This is a genomic window from Roseobacter sp. GAI101 (assembly GCF_000156335.1).
In the GTDB taxonomy this organism is placed as follows: domain Bacteria; phylum Pseudomonadota; class Alphaproteobacteria; order Rhodobacterales; family Rhodobacteraceae; genus Sulfitobacter.
Map to the genome: position 1 here is coordinate 1,657,286 of NZ_DS999213.1, position 12,362 is coordinate 1,669,647.

Sequence of the window (12,362 nt, forward strand, 5' to 3'; positions counted from 1 at the left end):
CCAGATATCGGATGGGGTGCAGGGCCAGCGCCGTCACTCGGGTTGAATTAGCGGACGGGTGACGCGCCAAACCTCTGGCAAGACCGCGATTGCGCCTTCCATTCGTGCCTGGTCTTTCCTCTTGGCCGCCTGTTCGACTTCGATCAGGGCAGAACGAAGGGCTGTCGCGCCAAACATCGCGGCACTTCCGGCGATGCGATGCGCCTGTGATGCGATTTCACCAAACGAATGACCCGCGGGGTCATTAAGAAAATCGAGCGTGCCGTCAACTTCCTGCTTGAACCGCTCAAGAAGAGATTTCAGCGCGCCGACACCCAAGGTGTCGCGCAGATCATCCAGATATGTCGCTTCAAAAGCGGAAGCCTGGTTGCCGGCATCCGGTGCTGCACCGTCCTGCCCCGGAACATGCTTGGCCAGAACACGGTTCAGGCTTTCCTGCGAGAGCGGTTTTGTAAGGATGTTGTTCATGCCGTCTGCCAAAAATGCCTCTTGCTCATCTGCCATTGCGCTGGCGGTCAACGCGATAATCGGCGTCTTGGCGCACACGCCGTGACCTGCGCGGATTGCCCTTGTCGCCGCACGGCCATCCATGACCGGCATACTGATGTCCATCAAGATTAGATCGAAGCTATTGACCGCAGCCAGATCCACGGCCACTTGCCCGTTCGGTGCTTCGGTCACTTTGTGGCCTGCACCGCTCAGCATTTCACGCGCCACCACGCGATTGATCTCGTTGTCTTCAACCAGCAAGATGTGGCTGGGACGCAGGTTTTTCTTGCCCGGACGCCTTTCGGCGGTGACATCAGGGGGCGATATCGGCGCAATCGGGAAGAATATCCGAAACGTGCTCCCTTCCCCCTTCTCGCTTTCGACCTCGATACTGCCCCCAAGGGCCTTAACAAAGCGTTGCGCGAGGCCGAGGCCAAGACCGGTACCGCCGACGGTACGCTCGTAAGACGTGTCGCCCGTCAGGAAATCTTCAAAGATATGCGCCTGAAGGTCAGGATCCATCCCGATGCCTGTATCGTTCACGCTAATCTGCAAAACCGGATCAGCATCAGGTGCGCCGTTCACCGACATTTCAACCGCGACCCGTCCGCCATGGGTAAACTTGACCGCATTCCCGATGACATTCATCAAGATGTGCTGGATCCGGTCCGGGTCCCCCAGAATCCAGTCAACTCTTGGGCCAATCCAGCCCCATTCAAGCGTCGTATCATTGGCCGATGCGGCACCGCTTTGGTTGTCGACGATGTCTTGCAGCAACGTGCTCAGGTTCATTGCGACGGACCGGAGCCTGAGCTTGCCTGCATCATATTTGGTGATGTCGAGAACGTCGGTGATATGGCTCATCAAAAGCTTGCCGGACGTGTCCATGTTCTTGACGAAACTGGCCTGTTTCGCGCTGAGGCGCGTGTTGTGCAGCAAGGAAAGATTGCCCAGCAGCCCATTCAACGGGGTTCGGATTTCATGGCTCATTGTGGCAAGAAAGTCGGTCTTGGCCTTTTCCCCGGCCAAGGCACGGTCGCGGGCCATCACCAATTCACGCTCGGCCTCTACGCGATGTGAAATATCCCGTAAAAACGCCACAAAGATTTCACCCTCATCTGTCTGTGCAGATTGGATCGCGAATTCGACGGGAAAGACTTCGCCGTTCGACCGCTTGGCTTCCAGTTTGATCCGGCCCTTTCCAACGGCTCTTCGTTCACCGCCTTCACGTATCCGTTTCATGCCTGATTCATGCGCAGCAAGGTGGTGATCCGGCACGATCAGCGCGCCCAGATCGCGACCGATGGCGTCCTTGGCCGCGTGGCCAAAGATCTGCTCTGCTGCCGCGTTGAATTCCAAAATCAGGCCGTTTTCGTCGCTGACGATGACGCCGTCCAATGCGGTACCCGTCACAATGTTCATACGCCTGCTGGCCTCGATCGCCTCGGCCCGCCGCCTGATGTTCTGGCTGTTCAGATAGCCAAGATAGACTGCAAACATCAGCAGGGCCACGATCAGAATGCTGACACCGGCCGCCATCTGCGTCAGCGTCCTGGCCACGGCCTGTCGACGCTGGTCCGCGTCGTTCGCAAAAAAGTTCAGCCCGGAGTTCGAGAGGCGTCGAACATTCGCCCTTGTGTCGGCGGTCAGATCGATCAGCGATGGCAATGCCTGGATCAATTCGGCATCCGGGGCATCAATCAGGGGTACGGCGCGGTCCAGAAAGGTCTGGACAATCCTGAGGTTGCGCGAAAAGTCCGGTAGCTCGCGCAGCGGCGCATAAATGGATGCCTGCCGCAGCGTGGTAATGCGACTGTAAAAGATATCGAATTCCCGCCGGAGGGTTCCCAGGTCAGGCTCGGGGTCTCTCAATTTCGTGACGAGGTCCATTTCGAACTCGAGAAATTCAACCTCGGTTTGCGAAAGGGTCCATTGCACATTGTCGGAACTTGCGGAATTCAACAGCCGCAAATCCCGTATGACGTTGGTGGACAGAAAGATCGCCGCCGAAAGGACAATGGCCGCCAGCAGAACAAAGGCGATCAGACGTGCGCGGACGGAGGAGCTTTTCAAACGGGACATTCTGATGCTCCTGTGTCTGGGCAGCAACCCGTTGCCTGACACCGGGTTGCTACAGGGTTACTCTAATGCTTCGACCCGGTCGAGTTGCCAAATGCTGCGCGAATAGATCACTTCGGACCGGTAGTCCGCGTCGTCATCATAGGGGTAGATGATCCAGAGCGGCCCCTTGTCGCGCACCGACATCGTTTCACCGTCCATGCGATAGGCAATGATCGGCCCGTTTTCAACCGCGTCAGAGATCGGAATATCAACGGCATAATCGTTGATCGCAGTCGCGCGCAGATTTTCCCCCGTGATCCCAAGGGCGTCGACCAGAACGTACAAAGACACACCCTTGAACGTGTGGGTTCCCTCGGTCCAGATGGTCGATGTCTCGATCTCCTCACCGTCGAGCGCTTCCAGCATCTCAAGATCGAACTGTGCGGTGCCGTCGACATTCGTATTTTCGACAAGCCCCGACACGGTGAGCAGCACATCACCCGTGGGCGTGGCAAGGTCCTGTGCGAAGACAGGCGCGGAAACCAGAGCCGCAAGGGCAGTGGCGTAAAAGATGGAGCGAAGCATGGGAACGTCCTTTTCCAGATTTAACAGTCGTATCGCATGAAACTGACGGCCAGACATCAGGTAAGACGGATAGGCTCCTATCCTTTCGGATAGAAACCCGGCTTCATGCCACTTGGCGGGCGGGCGCAGTGCAGGTGTCCAAAAAAGCCGAGAGGTCGCCGTGCAGCTCAGGGCGGTCCAGCGCAAATGCGACCGTCGCCTGGACAAAGCCCTGAACCGAACCGCAGTCAAACCGTTCGCCGTCAAAGCGGTAGCCGTTGACACCTGCCGTCTCTACGTCTGCATTGATCGCATCGGTCAGTTGCAGTTCGCCCCCTGCCCCCGGTCCCAGATTGGCAAGGCGTTCAAAAATGGACGGCTCCAGAATATAGCGGCCAATGACAGCGCTGGTGGACGGCGCGCGCGCGGGCCCGGGCTTTTCGACCAGGCCCCGCGCCTGAGAAAGCCGCCCCGTGGTCTGCGCCACATCAAGGATGCCATAAGACGACGTCGCAGCTAGCGGAACATCCATCGTCGCAACCATATGTCCGCGATGCTTGGCATGAGCGTCAACCATCTGGCCAAGCGCACCTTGCGGGGACCGGATCACGTCATCCGGCAAGAGCACGGCAAAGGGTTCATCCCCGACAAGTCGCTGGGCCAGACGGACTGCATGTCCCAACCCCAAAGGATTATTCTGCCGCACGAAAGCCAGTGACCCTTCTGACATGCGGGTACGGTCAAGGGCGGCCAACGCATCTGTCTTGCCGTTCATCGCCAGACGCTGCTCAAGCGCGGCCGCGGTATCAAAATAATCCTCCAGCGCCCCTTTGCCGGCGGCGGTGATGAAAATAAACTCCTCGATCCCGGCCGCGCGCGCTTCGTCCACGGCATATTGGATCAACGGGCGATCCACCAAAGGCAGCATTTCCTTTGGAATGGATTTTGTGGCGGGCAGAAAACGGGTCCCCATGCCGGCAACGGGGAAAACGGCTTTGCGGATATGTGTCATGATCGTGGTCCTTTTCAATGAGAGGGTCAGTATGCGCCGCGGCCAGATGTGACGGCACCGAAGGTTTTGAGGATAAGCACCAGGTCCAGCAGAAGGTTCCGTGATGCGGCGTAGGACAGATCCATTTCGACCATCTGGTCAAATCCGATCGTCGCGCGACCGGATACCTGCCAAAGCCCCGTGATGCCGGGTTTGACCGCCAGTCGCCCCAATGCCCGCGAGGGGTATTCGGAAACCTCACAGGGCAAGGCAGGGCGCGGGCCGACGATCGCCATGTCGCCGCGCAGCACGTTCAATATCTGCGGCAGCTCATCAATGGAAAAGCGCCGAATGATCCGGCCGACGCGCGTCACCCGCGGGTCGGTCCGGGATTTGAAGCAGACGCCTTCGCGGTCGGATGTCGCGATCAACCCGTCGCGCCGCTTTTCTGCGTCTTGCGCCATCGACCGAAACTTGAAGATCGTGAAGCTATTGCCATTCAGCCCGACCCGCTTTTGTTTGAACAAGACCGGCCCGCGGCTGTCGGCCTTGATGGCAAGCGCCGTGATCGCCAATAGCGGCGAAAGCGCGACCAAGGCAGTTGCAGACACTGTGATATCAAGGAAGCGCCGCTGCATGGCTGCAACAGGCATCTGCAAGACAGCACCTTTTGCCGCATGAGCCAGAAACGTCGCGTTGCCGACAAGATAGCGTTTCGCCAGACGTTTCGGTTCCTGCGCCAGACGCCAGATCCACTCCATCCTTGCGCGGCGCACCCATTTCGGGGCCCGCGATACGCTACCGGCAAGGAAATCAAACAGCGCGCCGACGGCCATGGTCAGCGGCGCGTCAAGGCGGTGTGCATGCTTGTGCAACCACAGCTCTTGCAGGGGGACGCCAAGTGCCACCAGCACGATATCCGCGCCGCTTTCGTTGATCTGCTTGATGACGGCGTCGGGATCGGACGCCCCGTTGAACCCGTCGCGTGTTCCCGCCACACAAAGCCCCGGGATCGAACGGATCAGCCGGTTTGCGGCGGCCTCTGCCGTGCCCGGTGCCCCGCCGAACAGAAAAACCGATTTGCCCATGCGGGCTGCTTCCTTCAGCAGGTGCGGCACAAGGTCGGTGCCATTCAGATTGGCAGTCAACCGGTCTGCGGTCATCCTCGCGGCAAGTTCGACACCGATGCCATCCGGCAGAACGACATCCGCCGCCGCCACCGCATCCGAGTAGTCAGAATCACGGCGCAGTACGTTAAAGCAGTGAGCGTTAATAAAGAACGAACGGCGTCGGCCCGGAGCCAACAACACCGACACCACCTGATCCGGCGTCGCATCAACCAAATCCAGTCCCAAAGCAGGGATTTTTTTCGTGGGCAGGCGCTGCATTTTCAGGGCCGCAGGTACCGGGGTGCCAAAGCCGAAGTTGATGTGTTTCATGGGGCAAGTCCTTGAGAAAAAGAAGTTGTCTCAAGCTGACCGATGCCGGGCATTCGCTCAACAGAGCGGACGGACAGACGCGCGGAACATTGGTTAACGAAACCTTTCTTGCGGTTCCAGATTCTATCCGAACGTAGAGGTATCTATTCGAACGCGCTCTCTTCTTGCCATTGTTGTGCCTGAAATTTGCCGTGCAACAATCTCATTCACAGTTTAAGTGTTGTGGAATGATGGGGAGACATAAATGCGGGTTTTGATCGCTGACGACCACGTTCTGCTGCGCGATACCTTGGTTATGTTTTTACAGGCCCAGGGCGATATCGAAACCAGCACCGCCGCTGATCTGGCAGGGGCGTGCAAGCTGATCGGGGATGAAGAACGGTTTGATCTTGTCCTGCTGGATCTCAACATGCCGGGGATGAACGGTCTGGAAGGGCTGAAATATGCGTTGACCCTCAAGGATGGTCAGCGGGTTGCCCTGCTGTCCGGTGAAGCCACCCGCGAGATTGCCGAACAGGCGCTTGATGCCGGGGCCGCGGGGTTCGTCCCCAAGACGCTTCCGGCCAAGTCCATGATCAATGCCGTGAAGTTCATGGCGATGGGCGAACAATATGCCCCCGTCGATTTTATGACTGCCGTGGATGACACGCCCACCCATCCGCTGGCAGAAAAGCTGTCCTCGCGCGAGCTTCAGGTTCTCAAGGGGCTGACAGAGGGCAAGGCCAACAAGGAAATCGCGCGTGACCTGGATATATCAGAGCCCACGGTCAAGCTGCATATGAAGACGTTGTATCGCAAGGTCGGGGCCGCCAATCGCACCCAGGCCGCGCTGATCGCGCGCGAAGCAGGGCTTTTCTGACCTATCCGAACGGATAAGCGGAATTTGCGAATGTCCCGCTGACCAACCCGTGCGCGCGCAAGCACGATGAGCCACCACAGTATAGAGTTCGGGCAAAGGAGATGCCCGATGACACTTCAAGATGGCTTTGCCCCCCACGACGGTTCGATCTACAAACTGCGCCGCCCGAAAAAGCGCCGGCCCAGTCTGCGGCGCATTCTGGCAGGCGGTCAGATCAGTGATATGGGGCGCTTTCCGCGCTATCTGGCCTTTGCCGTGCTTGGCGGGACGATGATTTGGGCACCGATCACCGGCTACCTGCGAACGGCTCCGCTGTCGTTCAAATCTCATACCTCGTTGATCCTGCCGGGCTCGGGCGCATCGGCGTCCTTGAACCTGAATGGCATTGGCCAGGCATCCTCCTATGCGAACTCGGCGTTTTCCAGCAATTCGGTAAGCCCGACAGAGACCTACAAACGTCTGATCGGGGCAGACCGGATCCTCGAGACAGCCGCGACCTCGATGGGACTGAGCCGTGAGGCCTTTGGCAGGCCCCGGATCAATCTGGTCGATCAAACCAGCCTGATCCAGCTTGAGATCACAGGCGGCAGCGCAGAGGAATCGCAGGCACGCGGGGAAGCGTTGCTGGCCGCGTTTTTCGCCGAACTGGATGCCCTGCGCGCGGATGAGCAGAACACACGCGAAGACAGCGGCCTAGCCGCGATCGAAGACTATCGCAATTCAGTCGCCGCGACGCGTGCGGACATCGCCATGCTTCAAAAGGAAACCGGGCTGATTTCCAGTGATCAATACGATGCCATCGTCGAAACGACACGTCTGCTGGAAATCCGGGTGCAGGACCTTGCAGCAACCCTTGGCGAGAAAACACAAAGCGTTGCGGCACTGGAAGCCACACTTGGCATTCCTGCGGCAGACGCGGCAACGACCCTCAAGATCTATGCGGACGCAGAGTTTATCGCCCTGACGGACGAAATGGGCATCCACGCCGCCAAGCTGTCCGAAGCACGCTCTTTGTACGGCGAAGGCCACCCGAAAGTGCAGGATGCGCGCGCGGCCCATGCCGCCGCAACTGCAGCCGCTTTGGGACAGGCGGTTCAGGTCACAGGCTTGAACGCGGCCCGGTTGGGCAATCTCGATCTGGCACCTGCCGGCGCGCGAGCAGAGCTTCTAGCCCAGCTTGTGCGCATGGATACCGAACGATCCGGAGCCAGCCAGCAATACGAGACACTGAAGGCCCGGCTACTGGAAGATTCGACCAAGCAACGAAACCTCGCAGCTGCGGCGGCACGGCTTCAGGATCTCCAGCGGGATTTCTCGGTGGCCGAGGCGGTCTTTGCAACCGCCATCGCCCGTACGCAATCAACGAAATCGGATGTCTACGCCTCCTATCCCCTGGTTCAGGTACTCGAGAACCCATCCCTGCCCGACAGACCCTCTTCGCCCAATCGCAAGCTGGCCATCGCGGCAGGCGGGGCCGCGACCCTGATGATGCTGATCGGTCTTTTGCTGGGATGGATGCGCTCGGCGCTGATCGGGCGGCTTCTGGGCCAAGGCAAGGCCGCAGCATGACACCGCAAAACCCCGCCGAACGCATGGTCTACAAGGCGATGATCTATACATGGCCGCTTTATGCGATTGGCGCGCTTTACCTCGTCGGCCCGGTTCTGGCCTGGGTCTTGGGCGGGCTTGCAGCGCTTGCCCTGTATCTTGGCCCCGCCATGCGCAGCGATCTGCGGGTTACAGGTACCGTGCCGCCGCTGGTCTGGTGTTGGTTCATCGCCATGTTCGTCATGCTTGTCGCCTTGTGGGTCGGGCATCTTGATTGGGGTCTCGGCACCAAGCAAACGATCAAGTCGTCCGTTGGCTGGGCCAAGGGCTGGGCGCTTTTGGCCTTGTTCCCCTTGATCGGAGCCGTCTTGCCGATCCGTCGCGCAATCTTGATCCGTGGGCAATGCGTCATCGGGGCATGGACCCTGGCGGTGGCCCCTCTCCTGCTGGCAGCCCCTTATATCGGCCTGCCCGAACGCATCTTCACCTCACCGCTCAAGGCCGTTGGCGGGCCAGGGCCGGAGTATTTCTCGGTCTTTCTGTTCACCTTCGATCCCGCGTCCTGGACACCGCGCTGGCAGTTCTACGCCCCGTGGTCGCCCTTCGCCGCCCTGCTGGGGGTTGTGATGGTCCTGTTCGCGCTCGAAGAAAAGGAACGCAAATGGATGCTGGCGGGCGTCGGGGCCGGACTGTTGATGATCCTTGCCTCCAAGTCGCGCATGGGGCTGGTGGGGCTGGTTGCGTGTACCATCGCCCCGCGGATGATGCCGTTGCTGATGCGCGGTTGGGCATGGCATGTGACGGCGGCCCTCACAGCGTCGCTGGCCGTCTTGGGGACCACAATGATGACTTTGGCGCGGGACGCGGTATCAACGTTCAAAGGGGCGCGCGCAGACAGCACGCGCGTACGCGAAACCCTGCAACGGATCGCAAGCGAGCGCTGGCAGAACGAGGCTGTCTGGTTCGGCCATGGCACGGTGCAGCCTGGGTCGCATGCGGTTGAATACATGCCCATCGGCAGTCACCATACCTGGTTCGGCCTGCTGTTTGTCAAAGGCATTGTGGGGTTCGCAGCCTTGCTTGTCCCGATGGTCTGGCACACATGCTTTGCGATGATGGACGCCGCACGACACCCCCGGGGACGGCTGCCCATGGGCATCTTGATGACAATTGTCCTGCTGTCCTTTGGCGAAAACCTTGAAATCGAAGCCTATATGCTGTGGCCCGGTCTTGTCCTGCTTGGCGTCCACCTGCGCGAAGTCGCGCAAAGCTCGGAAGGCGGGTAACGGGGTCGGAGTTGTGCATCCCGTCGGGTCTGTTCTTAATCATAACGCGAGCTTTCACCGGAAACAGCCAAGCACACGATCCGAACCTTGATCAGCGCAAAAGCTGACAACAGGATGTTGGCCTAGCGGTACCGAAATCTTGCCGCACCTTGTCTGCTGACAACCCAAATACCAGCTGTTTCTGGCACTCTGGGCTGACAGTTTCATCAATGTCCAGACAGTCTCTTGAACGGCCCTTCCGGCCCGGCCGCGTCCTGGTCCCATTCAAGGCGAAGGGTCCTCTCCGGGGTCTCGACCACCCGCCCGCCGGACAGGCGCGCTTCGTGATCCATGCGCCGCGCCAGCCAGCCGCGCCCTTCTTCGTCAGCCCTTTCAAGCCGGAACCGATGGAGCCGGTAGGGCAACATTTCCAGCGCCATCAGCGCGCCTGTATCACGCCGGATATCGGCCACATACCCCAAGACCAGCTCGGGGCGAAACCCATCCTTGCCGCCAATCCCCTCGTAGTCATTGACCAGATCGCCCGCCCCGAAAAGCACAAGCCGCCCCGACCGTACGACCACCGCGCGCGGGTGGTGCGAGGAATGACCGAAGACGATATCGACACCTTGCGCCACCACCGCTTCGGCGATTGCGCGATGGACCGGGGCAATCGGATAGCCCCAGTTGGAACCCCAGTGGATCGAGAGCGCAAAAATGTCACCGGGCCGCCGGACTTGCCCAAGCTGCGCCGCCACTCGGGCGACGACCTCGTCCGGCTCAAGGTACGCCACGCCGGGGTGGTTCGGACCGGCCTTCCAGGACAAGGGTATCCCGGCATCTTCAAGCGCAACGGCAAGCACCACCAGTCGCCCCCCGCCCGCGATCGGCAGGTACTGCGGCGCGAACGCCTCTGCGTCATCCCGTCCCGCGCCCGCGTGCAGGATCGCGGCATGGTCCAGGCTGGCGAGCGTATCAGCAAGCCCTGCCTGCCCCCAGTCCAGCACATGGTTGTTGGCCAGCGTGACACCGTCGATCCTGGCGGCCGTCAACAGCGCCACATTCGCAGGATGCATTCTGTAGTGGATGCCCTTGTCCGGGTCATGCGCACCGCCGGACGTGATTGCCGTCTCGAGGTTCACCAGTCTCAAATCCACGTCCCGCGCATCAAGGTCGGCCAGCAAATCGCCCCAGACATAGCCCGGATCGACCCGGCGCGGGATCGTGCCACTCGCACGTTCGGCAAGCGTGACATAGTCCTGTGCAGAGGTGACATATCCTTCGAAAAGTCGGGGGTCACAGGACTGCGGCTGAATCTGATCGATCCCGCGGCCAAGCATCACGTCACCGGCGAGAAAGAGCCGCAGACAGTCTGGAGGGCGGCTCATCCGTGCCACCACATTTGGGCGGAGGGTCGCTTTGCAGCACTTTCCGGCATGCCGCCGCGCAGTATTTGAGCTGAAAAGGGATAATCGCTGGCCATACGGCACTATTCAACATCCGGCACGCTCCGCCTTGATCACGGTCAATGGCACCGCTGGAAATATGCTCCCTCAAGAACCGGTGCGAAGCACCGCAAGCGTGGCGAAAAGCACTGAACGATGTGCCCTTCCCGCTTGATGAGAGCCTGCGAATTCTCAGACAGAAAGGAGTTCAGCTTGGGATAGAACCCACCTGCCAAGTTCCCCCTGGCGACAGACGTACCATAGAGCAGCCTCACGGAGCTGGCCGACGATGCGCTATCCCCTTCAAATCAAGAAATGGCCTGCAACAGGATCGGCCCTAGGCAGATGTCCCTTCGGCGGCTTGCCTTTCGGCATAAGACCTGCGGGCCTGCTCGATCATTTCCAGATTTCCTTCGGCCCACAGCCAGACGCCGCAGAATGCCTTGCTCAAACCCAGACCGAGGTCTGTCAGACGGTATTCCACCTTCGGGGGCACGACGGCATAGACCTTGCGCGTGACCAGACCGTCACGCTCCATCGCCCGCAGCGTCTGCGTCAGCATCTTCTGGCTGATCCCGGTGCAGGCGCGCGCCAGTTCACCGAAACGACAGCATTCCTGCTCCGTCAGGATTTCGATCAGAAGCATCGTCCACTTGTCCGCGACGCGGCCGATGATCTCTTCCACCAGACGATCGACGGCCGGGTTGTTGGCCTGAAGTCCAAGCAGCTCTTGCCGCAGCGATCCGTCTGTCATGAAACCCACACTCTCTTTTTGGTAAGTATAAATATTTCGGGTGCCTACTTTCTGAAAAATAGCACGAGTGACATGTTCGGACCAGTCAATTGAAAGGATGAACTCTCATGACCTTCACCAACCGAACAATTCTTATCACCGGCGGCAACTCCGGCATCGGCCAGGCGCTGGCCGAGGGCCTCCAGGCCTTGGGCAACCGCGTCATCATAACGGGCCGCAAGCAGGACAGCTTGCAGACGGTTCTGGATCGAAATCCCGAGATGACCGGCTATGTCCTTGATGTTATGGACGACATTGCCCTTTCGGCCTTCCCGGACGGGGTATTGGCCGCGCATCCCGACCTTGACACCGTCATCCTGAATGCGGGCATCATGGAAGCCGAAGACTACACGACCGACCCGGTCGAGCTTGACACTGCCGAGCGCACCATTGCCACCAACCTTGTTGCGCCGATCCGTCTTGCCGCTGCGCTGCTGCCCCATCTGCAATCCCGTCCAGAGGCGGCGCTTATCACGGTCTCGTCGGGGCTGGCCTTCGTGCCCAAGGCATCGAACCCCGTCTATTCTGCGACCAAGGCGGCGATCCATTCCTGGACGCAGGCACTGCGTCACCAACTGCGCGGAACCAAGGTTGCCGTCCACGAGATCGCGCCGCCGTTGGTCGCAACCGAACTGACCCCCGGCCAGTCGAAGGTTGCCGCCGCAATGCCGCTGCGGGACTTCACCGATGAAGTGTTGGATATCATGTCGCGCGACGACGTTCCGGACGAAATCTTGGTAAGCCGCGTCGGTTTCCAACGCAACGCCGAGGCCGAAGGACGCTATGGCGCTGCCTTTGTCGCAATCAACGGCTGAACGGTGCCTGCGGCGCGCAGCACGGGCCAGAACACCTCTACGGGCCGCGCTCCGAAACGGGTTAGAATGGTGGTGCATGGTCTGGCTTGGCTT

General features: G+C 59.9%; 10 protein-coding genes. 4 read left to right on the forward strand and 6 right to left on the reverse strand.

Features of this window, described 5'->3' with window-relative positions:
- Positions 1–33: 33 nt before the first annotated feature.
- The 4 genes from RGAI101_RS07785 to RGAI101_RS07800 form a co-directional block, all read right to left on the reverse strand.
- Entirely contained in the window at positions 34–2,571 is a 2,538-nt protein-coding gene (locus tag RGAI101_RS07785; protein WP_008225851.1) for an ATP-binding protein, read from the reverse strand.
- 57 nt (positions 2,572–2,628) lie between these two features.
- Positions 2,629–3,135: a molybdopterin-dependent oxidoreductase gene (locus tag RGAI101_RS07790; protein WP_037227701.1), complete on the reverse strand. Its 507-nt coding sequence runs from the start codon at positions 3,133–3,135 to the stop codon at positions 2,629–2,631.
- A gap of 103 nt (positions 3,136–3,238) precedes the next feature.
- Positions 3,239–4,126, reverse strand: a complete 888-nt coding sequence (locus RGAI101_RS07795; protein WP_037227703.1) for a UTP--glucose-1-phosphate uridylyltransferase — start codon at positions 4,124–4,126, stop codon at positions 3,239–3,241.
- A gap of 26 nt (positions 4,127–4,152) precedes the next feature.
- Positions 4,153–5,544: a WecB/TagA/CpsF family glycosyltransferase gene (locus RGAI101_RS07800; RefSeq protein ID WP_008227667.1), complete on the reverse strand. Its 1,392-nt coding sequence runs from the start codon at positions 5,542–5,544 to the stop codon at positions 4,153–4,155.
- Between the two features lie 244 nt (positions 5,545–5,788).
- On the opposite strand from RGAI101_RS07800, the gene RGAI101_RS07805 reads away from it, so the two are divergent.
- From RGAI101_RS07805 to RGAI101_RS07815, 3 genes are all read left to right on the forward strand, one after another.
- Entirely contained in the window at positions 5,789–6,403 is a 615-nt protein-coding gene (locus tag RGAI101_RS07805) for a response regulator transcription factor (protein ID WP_008225297.1), read from the forward strand.
- A 108-nt stretch (positions 6,404–6,511) separates the two neighbouring features.
- Positions 6,512–7,972 (forward strand): hypothetical protein, encoded by a 1,461-nt coding sequence (locus tag RGAI101_RS07810; RefSeq protein WP_008226060.1) that lies wholly within the window; start codon positions 6,512–6,514, stop codon positions 7,970–7,972.
- Complete coding sequence (locus tag RGAI101_RS07815) at positions 7,969–9,237, forward strand: membrane protein (protein WP_008225195.1); 1,269 nt, start codon at positions 7,969–7,971, stop codon at positions 9,235–9,237. Before RGAI101_RS07810 ends, RGAI101_RS07815 begins: the two co-directional genes overlap by 4 nt.
- A gap of 206 nt (positions 9,238–9,443) precedes the next feature.
- Here the strand turns inward: RGAI101_RS07815 and RGAI101_RS07820 are convergent, their stop codons facing one another.
- Positions 9,444–10,604: a CapA family protein gene (locus tag RGAI101_RS07820; RefSeq protein ID WP_050763190.1), complete on the reverse strand. Its 1,161-nt coding sequence runs from the start codon at positions 10,602–10,604 to the stop codon at positions 9,444–9,446.
- A gap of 394 nt (positions 10,605–10,998) precedes the next feature.
- Complete coding sequence (locus tag RGAI101_RS07825) at positions 10,999–11,415, reverse strand: winged helix-turn-helix transcriptional regulator (protein ID WP_037227705.1); 417 nt, start codon at positions 11,413–11,415, stop codon at positions 10,999–11,001.
- Positions 11,416–11,522: 107 nt separating this feature from the next.
- Here RGAI101_RS07825 and RGAI101_RS07830 point away from each other — a divergent pair, with 107 nt between their 5' ends.
- Entirely contained in the window at positions 11,523–12,269 is a 747-nt protein-coding gene (locus RGAI101_RS07830) for an SDR family oxidoreductase (protein ID WP_008229146.1), read from the forward strand.
- The last annotated feature ends 93 nt before the right edge of the window (positions 12,270–12,362 follow it).

Bases quoted from the DNA above. Each gene is read 5' to 3' on its own strand.
- RGAI101_RS07785 (WP_008225851.1), bottom strand. From the start codon at position 2,571: ATGTCCCGTTTGAAAAGCTCCTCCGTCCGCGCACGTCTGATCGCCTTT.
- RGAI101_RS07790 (WP_037227701.1), bottom strand. From the start codon at position 3,135: ATGCTTCGCTCCATCTTTTACGCCACTGCCCTTGCGGCTCTGGTTTCC.
- RGAI101_RS07795 (WP_037227703.1), bottom strand. From the start codon at position 4,126: ATGACACATATCCGCAAAGCCGTTTTCCCCGTTGCCGGCATGGGGACC.
- RGAI101_RS07800 (WP_008227667.1), bottom strand. From the start codon at position 5,544: ATGAAACACATCAACTTCGGCTTTGGCACCCCGGTACCTGCGGCCCTG.
- RGAI101_RS07805 (WP_008225297.1), top strand. From the start codon at position 5,789: ATGCGGGTTTTGATCGCTGACGACCACGTTCTGCTGCGCGATACCTTG.
- RGAI101_RS07810 (WP_008226060.1), top strand. From the start codon at position 6,512: ATGACACTTCAAGATGGCTTTGCCCCCCACGACGGTTCGATCTACAAA.
- RGAI101_RS07815 (WP_008225195.1), top strand. From the start codon at position 7,969: ATGACACCGCAAAACCCCGCCGAACGCATGGTCTACAAGGCGATGATC.
- RGAI101_RS07820 (WP_050763190.1), bottom strand. From the start codon at position 10,604: ATGAGCCGCCCTCCAGACTGTCTGCGGCTCTTTCTCGCCGGTGACGTG.
- RGAI101_RS07825 (WP_037227705.1), bottom strand. From the start codon at position 11,415: ATGACAGACGGATCGCTGCGGCAAGAGCTGCTTGGACTTCAGGCCAAC.
- RGAI101_RS07830 (WP_008229146.1), top strand. From the start codon at position 11,523: ATGACCTTCACCAACCGAACAATTCTTATCACCGGCGGCAACTCCGGC.